This window comes from Chelatococcus caeni (assembly GCF_014196925.1).
Classification (GTDB): domain Bacteria; phylum Pseudomonadota; class Alphaproteobacteria; order Rhizobiales; family Beijerinckiaceae; genus Chelatococcus_A; species Chelatococcus_A caeni.
Genome location: NZ_JACIEN010000001.1, coordinates 1,300,304 through 1,317,860, shown reverse-complemented (window position 1 = coordinate 1,317,860; position 17,557 = coordinate 1,300,304). Strand labels below are relative to the sequence as shown.

The window sequence follows — 17,557 nt, the reverse complement described above, 5'->3', positions numbered from 1 at the left end:
TTTCGTCATGGCAGGGCCCGTCCCGGCCATCCGCCTGGCGCAATCGAAGGGGAAGAGCGGCCCCCTCCGTCCGTCATGGCCGCGCTTGTCGCGGCCATCCACGCCGTTGATGTCGCGTAGCCGGCGAGGCGTGGATGCCCGCGACAAGCGCGGCCATGACGGCGGAGATGTTTGAGCTGGCCCGTCTCAGTCATGGCTGTCTTGCCCTCACGCATTGCCCGTTGCGGCGCGCACCAGGGTCTCGGCGTCGAGCCCGTCGCGCTCCCAGATGCCCGTCAGGCGGCCCTCGCGCATCACCATCACCCGGTCCGACATGCCGAGGATCTCGGGCAGTTCCGACGAGACCATGATCACCGACAGGCCCTCGGCCGCGAGCTCGCTCATGAAGGCGTGCACGGCAGCCTTGGAGCCGATGTCGATGCCCTTCGTCGGCTCGTCGAGGATGATGACCTTCGGCAATGTCGCCAGCCACTTGGCGATGACGACCTTCTGCTGGTTGCCGCCCGACAGCGTGCCGACCGGCACGGACAGCGCCGCCGCGCGCAGGTCGAGCCGCTCGGCATAGCGGCGGGCGAGCGCGAATTCCTCGGCGAGGCGCAGGAAGCCCGCCCGCGTCGTCCGGCCGAGCACGGCCATGGAGACGTTCTGGAAGATCGGCATCGGCAGCACGGCTCCGTGCCGCCCGCGCTCCTCCGGCACGTAGACGATGCCGGCTGCGATCGCATCCTGCGGCGAGCGGACGGTGAGCGCCCTGCCCTCCAGCGCGAGGCGCCCGGCGCTCGGGCGGGTGATGCCGAACAGCGCCTGGCAGAACTCGGAGCGCCCGGCGCCGACGAGGCCGTAGAGGCCGAGGATCTCGCCACGCCTCAGCGTGAAGGAGATGTCGGCGAATTCGGTCGGGTGCGAATAGCCCGCAACCTCGAGCACCGGCCCGCCGATGGCGACCTCCACCTTCGGGAAGACGTGCTCGACCGACCGGCCGACCATCATGCGCACGATCTCGTCCTGGCCCGTCTCGGCGAGACGCCCCGCGCCGACCGAGCGGCCGTCGCGGAAGACCACGAAGCGTTCCGCGATCTCGTAGACCTCCTCGAACTTGTGGCTGATGAAGAGGATCGCCTTTCCCTGTCCCTTCAGCCGCTCGATGATGCGGAAAAGGTCCTCCACCTCCTTGTAGGAGAGCGCCGCCGTCGGCTCGTCCATGATGACGACCCGCGCCTCGACGGAGAGCGCCCGCGCGATGGCGACGAGATGGCGCTGGGCGATGGAGAGGTCCTTCAGCCGCGCATAGGGGCTGATCGGCGCGTCGATGGAGTGCAGCAGCGCCCCGGCCCGCGCCCGCATCGCCGCCCAGTCGACGAGGCCGAGGCGTGTCTTCGGCGCGTGGCCGAGAAAGATGTTCTCGGCTACCGTCAGTTCGTCGAACAGCACCGTCTCCTGGTGGATGGCGGTGATGCCCGCGCGCATCGCGGCCTGGGCATCGGCAAGGCGGACGGGCGCCCCGTCGATGAGGATGTCGCCGGCGTCCGGCTGGTAGATGCCGGTGAGAACCTTGACCAGCGTCGACTTGCCGGCGCCGTTCTCCCCGATGAGCGCGGTGACGGTGCCGGCGTAAAGAGCGACATCGACCCCGTCGAGCGCCTTGACGCCCGGGAAGGACTTCGAGATGCCGCGCATCTCCAGGAGGGGATGGGCCGGCTCGGCGACCACTTGAACGACCGACATGGACAGTCCTGCCGCGTAATGCGTGATCAGAGGAGCAAATGGAGCGCCGGTGGCCAGCTCCTCTCCCCGCGTGCGGGGAGAGGGTTCCGACCGGCTACGGCTTCGGCCTGCCGGAGCCTCAGCCCCGCCCGATCAGAAGATCTTGGCGAACGCGTCGACGTTGCTCTTGTCGTAGACGAAGGGGTCGGCCATGGCGGCCTCGCCGTCGGCGCCGATCTTGATCTTGCCCATGCGGCCGGCGTCGATCTCGGAGTCCGGCTTGCCGTCGCTTTCCTTCTTCACGAGGCGGTAGGCGAGCTGCGTCGCCGAATAGCCGAGGTCGATCGGGTTCCAGATGGCGAATTCCTTCGTCGCGCCGGAATGCACGGCGCCGGCCATCTCGGACGGCAGGCCGAGACCGGTGACGAAGACCTCGCCGATCTTGCCGGCATCCTTCACCGCCTGCGAGGCGGCGAGCACGCCGACCGTCGTCGGGGCGACGATGACCTTGACGTTGGGATGGGTGGAGAGGAGCCCCTGCGCCTCACGGTAGCTCTTGTCGGCGAGGTCGTCGCCATAGACCGTGGTGACGAGGTTGAGGCCCGGATATTTCGGCAGCTGCTTCTTCATTTCGGCGATCCAGGTGTTCTGGTTCGTCGAGGTGGTGGTGGCCGAGAGAATGGCGAAATCGCCCTTGCCGTCCGGCAGATGCGCGGCGGCGAGCTTCAGGCACATGTTGCCGATGAGCTCGTTGGAGGACGGATTGAGGTGCAGGATGCGTCCGTCCTTGCCAACCGCCGAATCCCACGAAATCACCTTGATGCCGCGCTGCATGGCCTTCTTCAGCGCCGGCACGACGGCGTCGGGATCGTTGGCCGAGACGGCGATGGCGTCGACCTTCTGGGCAATGAGGGCATTGATGACCTCGATCTGGCCCTCGGCGGTCGTGCTCGTCGGCCCGGTGTAGATCACCTCGACGTCGCCGAGCTCCTTGGCCGCCTCCTGCGCGCCCTTGTTGGCGGCCTCGAAGAAGCCGTTGCCGAGGGACTTGACCACGAGGCCGATCTTGACCGTCTCGGCGCTGGCCGCACCCGTGACGAGGGCGAGCCCGAGCGCCGTGCCGAGGGCGAGTTTGGCGAACAATTTCATCGTTTTCCTCCCATTGGCCCTTGTTGTTTCGCCGGCGTCACGCAGCCGACGAGGGTTCCACCGCCTGTTCCGCCGCCGTCGTTGCGGCGACGATGAGCCTGATGCCCGCATCCTCGATCATGGCGCGGGCGGCATCCGGGATGCCGTCGTCTGTGATCAGCGTCGAGACCCGCTCGAGCGGGCAGAGGATGAGGCTGGAGCGGCGCGAGAACTTGCTCGAATCGACCATCAGCACCAGCTCGTCCGCCTGGTTGATCAGCTTCTGCTCGGCCTGGATGATGAGCGCGTCCCGCTCCATGACGCCGATCGGCCCGACGCCCTGCGCGCCCATGAACATGCGCCGGGCATAGAAGTTGCGCGTCACGTCATTGTCGAAGGGCGACAGGATGATGCTCTGGTCGCGGTAGATCGCCCCGCCCGGCAAGGTCACCTGGTTCTTCGAATGCTTCACCAGATGCTCCGCGATGGCGAAGGAATTGGTGAAGACCTGCAGGCGCCGGCTCGTCAGATAGTGCACCATCTGGAAGGTGGTGGTGCCGCCGTTGAGGATGATGGGGTCGCCGTCCGTGCACAGCGCCACGGCCTCGCGGGCGATCGCCCGCTTCTGCGCCAGGTGCTCGCCCTCGGATACGCGGAAGGGCTTGGCCGCGAGGCTGCCGATATGCGCCGGATTGAGCGCTTCCGCCCCGCCGCGCACGCGCCTCAAGCGGCCCTGCACATGCAGCGCCGCGATGTCGCGGCGGATCGTCGCCTCCGAGGCGGAGGTGAGCTCGACGAGATCCTGGATGGTCGCCACCGGCTTCTCCTGAACCGCGCTCAGAATGATCCGGTGCCTCTCACGTTCGTGCATAGTGCCTCATGGAGCTGCGCGAAAAGGGAACGGGAACGATCGAAGACCATTCAGCTTCGCGCAAGCCGGAGGCGAGGCTCAACCATTTTCGAGCTAGCGTCAATCACAATCGATCTTGTTGCGCTGCAATATGATTGTTCATGATCGTTTATGATCGAATCTGGTTGACAAGGCCGGGGGGCGTGCCGATGCTTCCGCCCGAATTTCGAGGCCGTTCGCCCACCCCCGAGAAGGCACGAGGACCCCCGTGGACATCGCACCGAAGACGAAGCTGCTGGACAACCTCTGGGACGATGCCGCGGCGGCCGGCCTCGACGAGCCGGGGCTGCTGCTCTACCGCTCCAACCTGCTCGGCGCCGACAAGCGGATCACCAACTACGGCGGCGGCAACACCTCGGCCAAGGTGATGGAGACGGACCCGCTGACGGGCGAAAAGATCGAGGTGCTGTGGGTCAAGGGGTCCGGCGGCGACGTCGGCACCATGAAGCGCGACGGTTTCGCCACGCTCTATCTCGACAAGCTCACGGCGCTGAAGGACCTCTACAAGGACATCGAGGACGAGGACCGCATGGTCGGCCTCCTGCCGCACGCCACCTTCAACCTCAACCCGCGCGCCGCCTCCATCGACACGCCGCTGCACGGCTTCCTGCCCTACCGGCACGTCGACCACATGCATCCGGACGCGATCATCGCCATCGCCGCATCGAAGAACTCGCGCGCCCTGACGCAGGAGATCTTCGGCGAGGAAATCGGCTGGCTGCCGTGGCGGCGCCCGGGCTTCCAGCTCGGCCTCGACCTCGAGGCCTTCGCCCGCGCCAACCCGCGCGCCAAGGGCGTCGTGCTCGAAAGCCACGGCCTCTTCACATGGGCGGATACGGCGAAGGACGCCTACGAACTCACGCTCCGCATCATCAACAAGGCCATCGCCTGGTTCGCCGAGAGGACGGCGGGCCAGCCCGCCTTCGGCGGCATGGTCACCACGAGCCTGCCGCCGGCCGAGCGGCGGGCGATCGCGGCGCGGCTGATGCCCGAGATCCGCGGGCGCATCGGCAAGGCGGAGCGCAAGCTCGGCCATTTCGACGATCAGGAGGCGGTGCTCGATTTCGTCAATTCAGCCGCCCTAAGGCCGCTGGCCGCGCTCGGCACGAGCTGCCCGGACCATTTCCTGCGCACGAAGATCCGCCCGCTGGTGCTCGATTTCGATCCGCGGGCGCCCGACATCGACGCCGTCGTCGCCAGGCTCGATGAAGCGCTCGACGCCTATCGTGCCGACTACACGCGCTATTACGAGACCTGCCGGCGGCCGGACAGCCCGAAGATGCGCGATCCCAACCCGGTGATCTTCCTCGTGCCCGGCGTCGGCATGCTGTCCTTCGCGCGCGACAAGGCGACCGCGCGCATCGCCGGCGAGTTCTACGTCAACGCCATCAACGTCATGCGCGGCGCCTCCGCGGTGTCGGAATATCAGGGCCTGCCGGAGCAGGAGGCCTTCGACATCGAATACTGGCTGCTGGAGGAAGCGAAGCTCCAGCGCATGCCGAAGCCCAGGAGCCTCGCCGGCCGCGTCGCCTTCATCACCGGGGGCGCCGGCGGCATCGGGCGCGCCACGGCCGAGCGCCTCGCCGGCGAAGGCGCCTCGATCGTGCTCGCGGATATCGACGCGGCAGGGTTGAACGCGACGGTCGACGAATTTGCCGGCCGCTTCAGCCGCGATGCCGTGCGCGGCGTGAAGCTGGACGTCACCCGCGAGGAGGAGGTGATCGCCGCCTTCCGCAGCGCCTGCATCGAATTCGGCGGTGTCGACATCCTCGTCTCGAATGCCGGCATCGCCTCCTCCGCCCCAGTGGAGGAGACCGACCTCGCCATGTGGAACCGCAATATCGACATCCTGGCGACGGGCTATTTCCTCGTCTCGCGCGAAGCCTTCCGCCTCTTCCGCCGCCAGGGGCTCGGCGGCAACGTCGTCTTCGTCTCGTCGAAGAACGGCCTCGCCTCCTCTCCCAATGCTGCGGCCTATTGCACGGCGAAGGCGGCCGAGATCCACCTCGCCCGCTGCCTGGCGCTCGAAGGGGCGGAGGTCGGTATCCGCGTCAACACGGTCAATCCGGATGCGGTGCTGCGCGGCTCCAAGATCTGGTCGGGCGAATGGCGCGAGCAGCGCGCCGCCTCCTCCAACCTCGCCGCGGACGAGCTGGAGGAGCACTATCGCAAGCGCTCGCTCCTGAAGCTCAACGTCTTCCCCGAGGACATCGCCGAGGCGATCTACTTCCTCGCCTCGGACGCCTCGGCGAAGTCGACCGGCAACATCATCAACGTGGATGCGGGCAACGCGACGTCGTTCACGCGGTGATCGCGGCGAATGGATAGAGACGCGGCGGCTCCCTCTCCCCGCAAAGGAACTCGGGCCTGCCCGAGTTCCGCATTCTTCTTGCGCAATTCGGGTAAACCCGACTTGCGGCGGGGAAAGGGGATGGCGGCCATCCCCAGCCAGGTCGGCCGTAACATCTTTCTAAAGACACCAAAGACGCGCGGGAGGACATCATGACGGAACAGTGCATCGCGGCCGACGTGGTCGCCGCCGACAACGACAGGCGCGCGGCTGCGCTGAAGGCCGATTACGCGGCGCTCGGCGAAAAGCTCGCCCGCGGCGGCATCGACATCGAGGCCATCACGCAGAAGGTCGCCCGGTTCCACGTCGCCGTGCCTTCCTGGGGCGTCGGCACCGGCGGCACGCGCTTTGCCCGTTTTCCCGGTCCCGGCGAGCCGCGCGGCATCTTCGACAAGCTCGACGACTGCGCCGTCATCCATCAGCTGACGCGCGCCACGCCGACCGTCTCCCTGCACATCCCGTGGGACAAGGTGGATGATCCGCGCCGCCTCAAGGCCCATGCGGATGCGCTGGGTCTCGGTTTCGATGCGATGAACTCCAACACCTTCTCCGACGTGCCGGGGCAGGAGAAGAGCTACAAGTTCGGCTCTCTCAGCCATACCGACGCGGCGACGCGGCGGCAGGCGGTCGAGCACAATATCGAATGCATCGAGATCGGGCGCGCGCTCGACTCCAAGGCGCTGACAGTGTGGATCGGCGACGGCTCCAACTTCCCGGGCCAGTCGCATTTCACCCGGAGCTTCGAGCGCTATCTCGATTCCATGAAGGCGATTTATGGCCACCTGCCGGCGGACTGGCGGCTCTTCACCGAGCACAAGATGTACGAGCCGGCCTTCTATTCAACGGTCGTGCAGGACTGGGGCACCAACTACCTCATCGCCACGGAGCTCGGCGAGAAGGCCTTCTGCCTCGTCGACCTCGGGCACCATGCGCCGAACGTCAACATCGAGATGATCGTCGCCCGTCTCATCCAGTTCGGGAAGCTCGGCGGCTTCCACTTCAACGATTCAAAATACGGCGACGACGACCTCGACACGGGCTCCATCGATCCGTTCCGGCTCTTCCTCGTCTTCAACGAGCTGGTCGATGCGGAGGAGCGGCGCACCGAGGGCTTCGCCCCGGCGCACATGATCGACCAGTCGCACAATGTCACCGACCCGATCGAGAGCCTGATGCGCAGCGCCAATGAGATCCGGCGCGCTTATGCCCAGGCGCTGATCGTCGACCGGGCCGCCCTTGATGCATTCCAGGAGGACAACGACGCGCTGATGGCTTCCGAGATGCTGAAGGCCGCCTTCCGCACCGACGTCGAGCCCATCTTGGCCGAGGCGCGGCGCCGGACCGGCGGCGCCATCGATCCGATCGCCGCCTATCGGGCGAGCGGCTATCGTCGCAGGGTGGCCGAGGAGCGCCCGGCCGTCGCCTCGGGCGGCGGCGGCATCGTCTGAACGCTGGATCGCCGGGCGCGCCCTGTCAGGCCAGAAGCCCGTTCGCGCGCAGGAAGGCCGCGAGCGCCGCGCTCTGGCTTTCGGTAAGCGGCCAGGCCGATGGCGGACGAGTGGCGCCGCAGTCGCGGCCGATGAGCTGCAGCGCGGCCTTGACGCCGGTGACGTTGGCGCCGCTCATCTCCTCGGCCCTGATGTCCTCGAAGGCCTTCATGCCGGCGATCAGCCGTCTCGCCCCAGCATAGTCGCCGGCCTCCAGCGCCGCGTGGATGGCCACGGAGCGCTCCGGCCAGACGTTGATGAGACCCGAGGTGAAGCCACGCGCGCCGACGGCATAGAAGGCCGGCGCCCACACCTCCGCGAGCCCGCCGACCCAGACGATGTGCTCGGGCGAGGCGGCAATCGCCTCGGCGAGCTTCTGCGGGTTGGGCGTTGCCCATTTGACGCCGACGACGCCCTCGATGGCGCAGAGCCGCGCGATGGCGCCGGTGCCGATGGCATCGTTGCGCAGGTAGAGCACGAGCGGCAGGCCGCCGGCCGCGTCGCGCACGCGCTCGACGTAATCCGCGATGCCGCGCGGCGCGACGAAGGGATCCGGCGGCTGATGGATCATCAGCGCCGCCGCTCCGGCGGCGGCCGAGGCCCTGGCCAGGCGGCAGGCATCCTTGATGCCGCGCCCGATGCCCGCCAGGAGCGGCGCGCGTCCGTCCACGTGCTCGGCGGCGGCGCGGACCATGACCTCCGCCTCCTCTACCGTCAGGGCGTAGAACTCGCCCGTGTTGCCGTTGGCGACCGGAATGTGCACGCCGGCGGCGAGCGCCCGGTCGACGAGGGGCTTCTGCCGCGTCGGCGCCAGTTCGCCATCCGCATCGAAGGGCGTGACGAGGATGCCGGAAATGCCGGTCAATGCTTGGCGCAGTTGCGCGTGGCTGGTGTCCATGGTCCCTACCCTCTTCGTCGGCGACAGGCGCGGTTCCGGCCGGCGCCCACGCTCGTCATCGTCAAATCGTCAGTAGATGTCCGGCTCGCCGGCGGCCGGGCCGAATTCGGCGGCAAGATAGTCGAAATCGCAGCCTTCGTTCGCCTGCGTGACGTGGCGGGAGAACATCCAGCCATAGCCCCGCCCGTAGCGCGGCTGCGGCTGTACCCACGCCGCCCGGCGGCGGGCAAGCTCCTCCTCGCCGACGAACATGTCGAGACGGCGGGCGGGAAGGTCGAGGCGGACGATGTCCCCGGTCTGCAGCAGCGCGAGCGGCCCGCCGACGAAGGATTCGGGCGCGACATGAAGGATGCACGCCCCATAGGAGGTGCCGGACATGCGGGCGTCGGAGATGCGCAGCATGTCCCGGTGGCCCTGCTTGATGAGCGCCTTGGGGATGGGCAGCATGCCCCATTCGGGAAAGCCCGGCCCGCCGAGCGGACCCGCATTCCTCAGCACCAGGACATGATCGGGGGTGACGTCGAGGTTCTCGTCCTCGACCGCCTTCTTCATCTCGGGATAGCTGTCGAAGACCAGCGCCGGCCCCTCGTGCCGCTCAAAGCGCGGGTCGCAGGCGGCCGGCTTGATGACGGCGCCGTCCGGGCAGAGGTTGCCGCGCAGCACGGCGAGCGAGCCCTCGTGATAGACAGGGTTCGACAGCGGGCGGATGACATCGCTGTTGTAGACCTTGGCTCCCTCCAGCGTCTCGCCCAGCCTCTTGCCGCTGACGGTGACGGCATCGCGGTCGAGCCTGTCGCCGAGCTCGTGCATGAGGGCCCGCAGGCCGCCGGCGTAATAGAAGTCCTCCATGAGGTAGTCCTTGCCCGCCGGCCGGACATTGGCGATGAGCGGCGTCGTGCGGCCGAGCGCGTCGAGGTCGTCGAGGCCGAAGTCCACGCGCGCGCGCCGCGCCATGGCGATCAGGTGGACGACGGCATTGGTGGAGCAGCCCATCGCCATGGCGACCACCGCGGCATTGCGGACGGCAGCTGGCGTGACGATCCTGTCCGGCGTCAGATCCTCCCACACCATGTCGACGATGCGCCGCCCGCATTCCGTCGCCATGCGGATGTGGCCGGAATCAGGGGCCGGAATGGAGGACGCGCCTGGCAGGCAAAGCCCCATCGCCTCGGCGATCGCCGTCATCGTCGAGGCCGTGCCCATGGTCATGCAATGGCCGTAGGAACGGGCGATGCCGCCCTCGATGCCGAGCCATTCCTCCGGCCCGATGTTGCCGGCCCGCCGCTCGTCCCAGTATTTCCACGCGTCCGAGCCCGAGCCGAGGACCTTGCCGGCATGGTTGCCGCGCAGCATCGGTCCGGCCGGCAGGAAGATCATCGGCACGCCGGCCGACAAAGCCCCCATCACGAGGCCGGGCGTGGTCTTGTCGCAGCCGCCCATCAGCACCACGCCGTCGAGGGGATGGGAGCGGATCTGCTCCTCCGTCTCGATGGCGAGGAGGTTGCGGTAAAGCATCGAGGTGGGCTTGGTGTAGGATTCGTCGAGCGACAGGGCCGGCAGTTCGACCGGCAGGCCGCCCCGCTGGTGCACGCCGCGCTTCACATCCTCGGCGCGCGAGCGGAAATGGGCATGGCAGGGGTTCATCTCCGACCAGGTGTTGAGGATGCCGATGATCGGCCTCCCCTCCCAGTCCTCGGGGCCGAGCCCCATCTGCATCAGCCGCGAGCGGTGGCCGAAGCTGCGCAGATCGTCCGGTGCGAACCAGCGCGCGCTGCGCAGCTCTTCAGCCGATTTCCTCCGCCCATCCGCCATGACCGATCGCCTCCCGCCAGTCGCATATCGTCTGGTCATGTATGCGCATTCATAGTGACCTGTCAAACGGAAGCAGCGACGAACTCGGCCGCGAAAATCCCGGCACATAGCTACGATGCCGTGAGTGTTGACACTCCACGAGGGATGTGGGAAAGGTTGAATGGAAGCGCATTCATAACAGCAAGAACCGATGCGCCGCTCAAGGCGGCCGCTCAACGTCACACGCTTCTGATCGAGGGAGGGAAACCCGTGAACAGGCGTCAATTCTCCGTGCTCGGCCTCATTGGCGGCCTTGCCGCCGCAGGCTTCATGCCGCTATCCGCCGGCGCACAGCCGCTGCCCGATGCGATCCGCATGGTGATCGGCTCCAACGCCGTCAGCGGCGACACCTACCAGAACGCCTCCATCATCGCCGAAGCGCTGTCGGCGCATCTCGGCATAAAAGTGAAGGTGGATGCGGTGGGTATCTCCGAAGCCTTCAAGGCGGTGGGGCGCGACCCGCGCGGCACGACGGTCATGTTCCACCACGATCAGTCCTACCTCAGCCATCTCTATGGCGTGCGCGGCTTTTCCGACATCTTCAGCGCCTACAAGGTCGGCCCGGTCGTGTCGGTCAATCCCGGCAACGCCTATCTGGTGCCGAAGCAGTCGCCCTACCAGAGCGTGGACGATCTCCTGAAGGCGGCGGCGGACGGCACCCGCATCCGCGTCGGCATCCAGGCCGGCGGCGTCTCCGAGATCGGCTATTCGGCCCTGAAGAACGCCGCCCGCCTCGCCAAGCCGGGGTCCGAGGCCAATATCGTCGCGGTCAACAGCGGCTCTCAGGCGGACAAGAACCAGCAGCTCTTCGACGGCCAGGTGGAGGTCATCAACGGCTCGGTTCAGGCCAACGAGCAGTTCACGCGCCTGCCGGACGACGACCAGAAGGCCATGCGCTTCCTCTGGCTCACGGCAAGCCGCGAGATCATCGAGGAGGCGCCGGAGGCGGGCTTCGGCCAGACGAGCCGCGAGCAGTTGCTGCAATACGTCACCCCGGCGATGCGCGTTACCCTCGACGGCCAGCAGGACTTCGTCTTCGACAAGGATTTCTTCCTTCTCTACAACAAGGACATGCCGGACGAGATGGTGAAGGCCATCGACGAAGCGCTCGCCGCCATCTACGCCAAGGGCGACATCCAGAAGACCCTGAAGAGCTCGTTCTTCATTCCGCATTTCCTGCCCTCGCAGGAGGCGGCAGCCTATCTCAAGACCAAGGACGGCAACTATCGGCAGGTGATCGAGGCCATCGCCGCCAAGAACTGAGCCCGGTCCGCTACCGAACCCGGCGCGCCCCAGGCGGGCGGCCGGGAGCCGCTATCGTCGGGGGATGCCATGTCCGCTCCGTCCCTGCTCGATGTGACCATCGACTTTTCGACGTCGCATCTCGTCTTTCCGACCATCGTCGGCACGCTGCTCGTCCTCATGGGGGCCGTGCTCGCCGTCGCCCGGCGCCATGAGATCCGCGCCGCGCTCGCCGGCGGCATCGGCTGGCCAACCGACATGGACGGGCTGCGCTTCTTCGGCACCCTGGTGCTGACGGCGGTCTATTTCCTCGCCATGAACGAGATCGGCTGGCGCTGGCCCAACCGCGGCTTCGGCTTCCTGAGCGCCTCCATGCCGTTCCTGTTCGCCATGTCGGTGCTCTACCTGCACGAGCGCAGCCGGCGGCATCTCATGCTCGCCGCCGTCGTCGCGGTGCTGGCGCCGCTCGTCGCCTGGCTCGTCCTCTTCCGCCTGTTCGACGTCTCCCTGCCCTGACCGGGATCTGCCATGGATGTCCTCGCGCTCATCTCGCCTGCCTTCTTCGGGCTGGTCGCCGCCGGCACGGTGATCGGCATCTTCTTCGGCGCCATCCCGGGGCTGACGGCGACCATGGCGGTGGCCGTCTGCCTGCCGCTGACCTATTCGATGGGGCTGGGCACCGGCCTTGCATTCCTTCTCGGCCTTTACGTCGGCGGCATTTCCGGCGGGCTTGTGCCGGCGGTGCTGCTCAACATCCCCGGCACCCCCTCCTCGATCGCCACCACCTTCGACGGCTATCCGATGGCGCGCAGGGGCGAAGGCGAGCGGGCGCTGAAGATCGGCATCTGCGCCTCCCTCTTCGGCGGGCTTTTCAGCCTCGTGGTGCTCTATCTCTTCGCGCCGCCGCTCGCCGACTTCGCCATCAAGTTCTCCTTCGTCGAGAAATTCCTCATCATCCTGCTTGCCCTGACTCTGCTGGCGGCGCTCGGCAGCGGCATGCTGACGGGCCTGTTCAGCGGCGTGCTCGGCATGTTCGTCAGCCTCGTCGGCGTCTACGACATCAACAACGGCGGCAACGGCGACATCCGGCTTGTGCCCGGCTTCCTGGAGACTTGGCTCGAGAGCGGCTTCTCGCTGCTGCCGGTCCTCATCGGCGTCTTCGGCCTCACGGCCGTGCTGATCGAGGCCGAGCACGGCGTGCGCGAGGACGCGGCGACGAAGAAGCTGCTGCTCGCCTCGGGCAAGCCGTTCCGCCTCTCGGTCTTCCGGGGCCAGTGGGTGAACCTCCTGCGCTCCTCGGCCATCGGCACCTTCGTCGGCCTCCTGCCCGGCATCGGCGGCAGCGCGGCCTCGATCCTCGCCTACAGCCAGGAGAAGACCTTTAACCGCAAGGAGCCGGATGCCTTCGGCAAGGGCGCTCCGAGCGGCATCATCGCCTCCGAGAGCGCCAACAACGGCCTCACCGGCGGGGCACTCATCCCGCTCCTGTCGCTGGGCATTCCGGGGGATGCGACGACGGCCATCCTGATCGGCGCCTTCACCCTGCAGGGCATCCAGGTCGGGCCGCTCTTCATCGGCGACAATCCGGGCGTGTGGCAGGCCATCGTCATTGCCATGCTGTTCGCCAATCTGTGCATGGTCCTCGTCATGCTCTTCGCCATCCGCCCCATCGCGCGGGTGGTGATGGTGCCCAAGTACCTGCTCCTGCCCATCATCCTCATGATGTGCGTGGTCGGGGCCTACACCATCAACAGCGGCGTCATGTTCGACGTGTGGACCATGCTCGCCTTCGGCGTCTTCGGCTGGCTCATCTACAAGCTGCGGCTCGACATGGCGCCCTTCGTCATCGGCTTCATCCTCGGCCCGTCGGCGGAGGTCTATTTCGTCAAGAGCCTCGAATCCTTCGGCACGCTGACGATCTTCTTCACCAAGAGCTGGATCGCGATGCTGCTGTGGGTCCTGATCCTCGCCTCCGTGACGGCGTCGGTCGCGATTGCCCGCGCCGGCGCACGGCGGGCCCGGATGGCTGCCGCGGCCGAAGCCTGACGATCTGCGTCGGGCTGCAACTCTTCACAACGAGAAAGTGGGAGGGAGTGCGCATGAAGGTGTCACGTCGAAGGCTTCTGTCGATGGGAAGCGCGGGGCTCGTGGTCGCGGCCGGCAAGGCTGCGGCCCAGTCCTTTCCCTTCACGCCCAACCAGCGCTATCCCGATCCCGCCATCGAGATCCTGGATCCGAGCTTCGCGAAATATCGCGTCTACGCCAGCACGGTGGAGCAGGTCGCCACCGGCATGCGCTGGGCCGAGGGGCCGGCCTATTTCCCGGACGGGGGTTATCTGCTCGTCTCCGACATCCCCAACAACCGCATCATGAAATATGACGAGGCGGACGGCAGCTTCACCGTCTTCCGCGAGCCGGCCAATTTCGCCAACGGCAACACGCGCGACCGCGAAGGGCGCCTCATCACCTGCGAGCATTCGCTGACGCGCCGCGTCGTGCGCACCGAGAAGGACGGCACGATCACGGTGCTCGCCGACCGTTTCGACGGCAAGCGGCTCAACGCGCCGAACGACGTCGTCGTCAAATCCGACGGCACCATCTGGTTCACCGATCCCCTGTTCGGCATCAACGGCAATTACGAGGGCGAGCGTGCCCAGCCGGAGCAGGCGACGACCAACGTCTATCGCATCGCCGGCGACGGCACGCTCGGCGCGGTGATCACCGACCTCGTCAACCCCAACGGGCTCGCCTTCTCGCCGGATGAGAAGAAGCTCTATGTGGTGGAATGGAAGGGCACGCCCAACCGCAGCATCTGGAGCTATGACGTCTCGGCCGAGGGGACGGTATCGAACAAGACGAAGCTGGTGGACGCCGCGGATTTCGGGGCGCTCGACGGCTTCAAGGTCGACCGGGACGGCAACCTCTGGTGCGGCTACGGCAGCAACGGCGCCCTCGAGGCCGAACCCGAGGAGGTGAGCGGGCGCAGGGCGCACAGGCTGAAGGGCCGGCCGGAAAACCTCGACGGCGTGATGGTGTTCAACCCGCAGGGCAAGCCGATCGGCTTCATCCGCCTGCCGGAGCGCTGCGCCAACCTCGCCTTCGGCGGTCCGAAGGGCAACCGCCTCTACATGGCGAGCAGCCATTCGCTCTATGCGCTCTATCTCGAGGCCCACGGCGCCGTCTGATATGCCGATACCTGCGCTGCCGTCCGCCGGGCGGGCGGCGGCGCAGGGGCGGAGCATTTTCCGGTCAACTTGGCCCCGCAAATGCTCTAGAACGATGCCTGTGGATCCCATCAGGACAGCATCGTGTTGAAGAATCAGCGCGTTACCGACAAGGAGGACCGTTCCCCCCGCCCCGTGACGATGGAAACGGTCGCCCGCCTCGCCGGTGTCTCGCAGGTCACGGTCTCGCGGGCGCTGAACGAGCCGGACAAGGTGTCACCCGCCACCCTGGCGCGCATCCGCCACGCCATTGCCGTCACGGGCTACGTGCCCAATCTCGTCGCCGGCGCGCTGGCCTCCAAGCGCAGCAAGCTGATCGCGGCGCTGATCCCGTCGATCACCAACATCGTCTATTCGAGCCTGATGCAGCATTTCTCCCAGGCCGTCCGCGCCTCGGGCTACCAGCTGCTGATGTCGGAGACAGGCTTCTCCCAGGACGAGGAGCAGGAGCTCGTGGCCAAGCTGCTCACGCGGCGGCCCGACGCCGTGCTGCTCACCGGCATCCGCCATTCCGACCCCTGCCGCCACATGCTGCTCGGGGCCGGCATCCCGGTCGTCGAGGTGTGGGACGTCACCGAAACGCCCATCGACACCTGCGTCGGCTTCTCCCATACGGAAGCCGGCAAAGCGGTCGCCGCCTTCGTCAGGGAGAACGGCTACAGGCGCGCCGCCAATGTCTCGGCCGGAGATGAGCGGGCGCTGCGCCGCAAGGATGCTTTCGCCCGGGCGCTCATCGAGGCCGGCTTTGCAAGCGTGCCCGAGGTCTGTTTCGAGGGCGGGGCCAGCATCGAGCGCGGGCGCCTGGCGCTGGCGCGCCTCGTCGACGAGCAGGCCTTCCGGGATGGCGTCATCTTCTGCAGTTCGGACCTTCTCGCCCACGGCGTGCTCATCGAGGCCCAGGCGCGCGGCCTTCGGGTGCCGGAGGACGTCGCCGTCATCGGGTTCGGTGACCAGGTCTTCGCCGCGCATACGCTGCCGCCGCTGACCACCGTGCGCGTCGACCGGGCGCTCCTTGGCGAGCGGGCGGCATCGGCGCTGCTCGCCCGGCTGAACGGCGTCGAGGTGCCGGAAAAGACCATCGACATCGGCTTCGAGATCGTGCGGCGGGCGACAGCCTGACGACGGCGCTTCAATCGCTGAAGTAATCGGGATGCGCATCACGCAGCCTGTCGGCGAAGCCGAGCGAGCGCGACAGGTGCGCGCGCATGGCCTCCTCGGCCGCGCGTGGTTCGCCCTTCGCGACGGCGTCGACGACGGCGGCATGGTCGCGGACGATCTCCTGCATCTTGCCGGCGACCGGCAGGTTGAGGCGGCGCAGGCGGTCGATGTGCCCGCCCTGGCGGCGGACCACCTGCCACAGGTCGGCCACATCGGCCGCCTCGTAGAGGACCCGGTGGAACAGCTCGTCGCGCGCGGTGAAGGCCTCTTGCTCATCGAGGCCGGCGAAGGCCTCCTGCTGGCGGATGATGCTGCGCAGTTGCCCGACCAGCTGCTCATCGGGCGCCGCTGCCAGAAGCCGCACGATCTCGATCTCCACGGACCGGCGCAGGAACTGCGCCTCGCGCGCCCGCCGCAGGTCGATGCGGCTCACCAGCGTCGCGTGCTGCGGGAAGATGTCGACGAGGCCCTCCTCCTGCAGGCGCATCAGCGCATCGCGGATGGGCGTCGAGCTCAGCCCGAAGCGCTCCTGCAGCTCGAGCCGCGACAGCACCGTGCCCGGCGCGAGCTTGAGCGACATGATTTCGGTGCGCAGGAGATCGAAGAGCTGCCCGGCGCCGCGCAGGCGCTCCCGGCTCCGGCCTGCGGCAAACGCGGTTTCCTCGTCCATACCATACGCCCCAGGTGTCATCGGAGCAGGGATAGCATGTTTCCCCGATTGACGCACTAATGCATTAGTGCTCTAGTCCCGTACATTGCTGGCAGGCTGAAGCAGTCGCTTCACCGCTCGCCAATGCGATGAAGACCCTTTCCGTTGCGACGGGCAAGGACCGGCGGCCGACCCCGCCCTGCCCTTGGATTGGCCGATCCCGGAGACATTCTCGATGAATACGCTGGACCCGACCGTTCGCGAGATTTTCAAGACCGTCAGCACGGCGACCCTGTGCACGGCCCTCTTCAAGCGCGGCCTGCGCAACCAGTTCATCCAGGATGTGCGCCCGCTCAATCCCGACCTGCCGAACATGGTCGGCGAGGCCTACACGCTGCGCTACATCCCGGCGCGCGAGGACCTCAATCCGCTCACGGTCTTCCAGGACCGCAGCCATCCGCAGCGCAAGGCCGTCGAGGAATGCCCGCCGGGGGCCGTCTTCGTCATCGACAGCCGCAAGGATGCGCGGGCGGCCTCCGCCGGTTCCATCCTCGTGTCGCGGCTCATGAAGCGCGGCGTCGCCGGCATCGTCACCGACGGCGGCTTCCGCGATTCACCCGAGATCGCGCGCCTGCCCTTCCCCGCCTATCACCACCGCCCCTCGGCGCCGACGAACCTCACCCTGCACCAGGCTCTCGACATCAACGTGCCCATCGGCTGCGGCGACGTGCCGGTCTGGCCCGGCGATGTCGTGGTGGGCGACAGCGAGGGCGTCGTCGTCGTGCCGCGGCATCTCGCTTCCGAGATCGCCGCGGAGGCGGCGGAGATGACGGCCTTCGAGGATTTCGTCATGGAGAAGGTGCTGGAGGGACGCTCGATCCTCGGGCTCTATCCGCCGACCGAGGAAGGCACCAGGGCCGAGTTCGCCGCCTGGCGCGAGAGCCGCCAGCGCTGAA

Annotated in this window: 14 protein-coding genes; 8 read left to right on the top strand and 6 right to left on the bottom strand. The window is 67.4% G+C overall.

Features of this window, described 5'->3' with window-relative positions; genetic code table 11:
* Positions 1–207 precede the first annotated feature (207 nt).
* From GGR16_RS06270 to GGR16_RS06260, 3 genes are all read right to left on the bottom strand, one after another.
* Positions 208–1,725 (bottom strand): sugar ABC transporter ATP-binding protein, encoded by a 1,518-nt coding sequence (locus GGR16_RS06270; protein ID WP_183316019.1) that lies wholly within the window; start codon positions 1,723–1,725, stop codon positions 208–210.
* A gap of 132 nt (positions 1,726–1,857) precedes the next feature.
* Positions 1,858–2,853, bottom strand: a complete 996-nt coding sequence (gene rhaS, locus GGR16_RS06265) for a rhamnose ABC transporter substrate-binding protein (protein ID WP_183316018.1) — start codon at positions 2,851–2,853, stop codon at positions 1,858–1,860.
* A gap of 37 nt (positions 2,854–2,890) precedes the next feature.
* On the bottom strand, positions 2,891–3,703 hold the full coding sequence (locus tag GGR16_RS06260; protein ID WP_019404178.1) for a DeoR/GlpR family DNA-binding transcription regulator: 813 nt from the start codon (positions 3,701–3,703) through the stop codon (positions 2,891–2,893).
* Positions 3,704–3,956: 253 nt separating this feature from the next.
* Here GGR16_RS06260 and GGR16_RS06255 point away from each other — a divergent pair, with 253 nt between their 5' ends.
* Entirely contained in the window at positions 3,957–6,053 is a 2,097-nt protein-coding gene (locus GGR16_RS06255; protein WP_183316357.1) for a bifunctional rhamnulose-1-phosphate aldolase/short-chain dehydrogenase, read from the top strand.
* 191 nt (positions 6,054–6,244) lie between these two features.
* Positions 6,245–7,540, top strand: a complete 1,296-nt coding sequence (gene rhaI / locus GGR16_RS06250; protein ID WP_183316017.1) for an L-rhamnose catabolism isomerase — start codon at positions 6,245–6,247, stop codon at positions 7,538–7,540.
* A gap of 25 nt (positions 7,541–7,565) precedes the next feature.
* Here rhaI and GGR16_RS06245 read toward each other — a convergent pair whose 3' ends face one another.
* A complete protein-coding gene (locus GGR16_RS06245; RefSeq protein WP_053193934.1) occupies positions 7,566–8,477 on the bottom strand; it encodes a dihydrodipicolinate synthase family protein in 912 nt (303 codons plus the stop codon).
* A 69-nt stretch (positions 8,478–8,546) separates the two neighbouring features.
* The gene (gene araD / locus GGR16_RS06240) at positions 8,547–10,289 is read right to left on the bottom strand and encodes an L-arabinonate dehydratase (RefSeq protein ID WP_183316016.1); all 1,743 of its coding nucleotides are present in this window, start codon (positions 10,287–10,289) and stop codon (positions 8,547–8,549) included.
* A gap of 249 nt (positions 10,290–10,538) precedes the next feature.
* On the opposite strand from araD, the gene GGR16_RS06235 reads away from it, so the two are divergent.
* The 5 genes from GGR16_RS06235 to GGR16_RS06215 all read left to right on the top strand — a co-directional run bounded on the left by GGR16_RS06235 (position 10,539) and on the right by GGR16_RS06215 (position 15,913).
* Complete coding sequence (locus GGR16_RS06235; RefSeq protein WP_343059593.1) at positions 10,539–11,591, top strand: ABC transporter substrate-binding protein; 1,053 nt, start codon at positions 10,539–10,541, stop codon at positions 11,589–11,591.
* Positions 11,592–11,660: 69 nt separating this feature from the next.
* Positions 11,661–12,086: a tripartite tricarboxylate transporter TctB family protein gene (locus GGR16_RS06230; RefSeq protein ID WP_183316015.1), complete on the top strand. Its 426-nt coding sequence runs from the start codon at positions 11,661–11,663 to the stop codon at positions 12,084–12,086.
* Between the two features lie 12 nt (positions 12,087–12,098).
* Entirely contained in the window at positions 12,099–13,616 is a 1,518-nt protein-coding gene (locus GGR16_RS06225) for a tripartite tricarboxylate transporter permease (RefSeq protein WP_019403168.1), read from the top strand.
* 53 nt (positions 13,617–13,669) lie between these two features.
* Entirely contained in the window at positions 13,670–14,755 is a 1,086-nt protein-coding gene (locus GGR16_RS06220; protein ID WP_183316014.1) for an SMP-30/gluconolactonase/LRE family protein, read from the top strand.
* 123 nt (positions 14,756–14,878) lie between these two features.
* Complete coding sequence (locus tag GGR16_RS06215) at positions 14,879–15,913, top strand: LacI family DNA-binding transcriptional regulator (RefSeq protein ID WP_245258919.1); 1,035 nt, start codon at positions 14,879–14,881, stop codon at positions 15,911–15,913.
* Between the two features lie 10 nt (positions 15,914–15,923).
* Here GGR16_RS06215 and GGR16_RS06210 read toward each other — a convergent pair whose 3' ends face one another.
* Complete coding sequence (locus tag GGR16_RS06210) at positions 15,924–16,622, bottom strand: GntR family transcriptional regulator (protein ID WP_019403165.1); 699 nt, start codon at positions 16,620–16,622, stop codon at positions 15,924–15,926.
* Positions 16,623–16,836: 214 nt separating this feature from the next.
* Here GGR16_RS06210 and GGR16_RS06205 point away from each other — a divergent pair, with 214 nt between their 5' ends.
* Positions 16,837–17,556 (top strand): ribonuclease activity regulator RraA, encoded by a 720-nt coding sequence (locus GGR16_RS06205; RefSeq protein ID WP_019403164.1) that lies wholly within the window; start codon positions 16,837–16,839, stop codon positions 17,554–17,556.
* The last annotated feature ends 1 nt before the right edge of the window (position 17,557 follow it).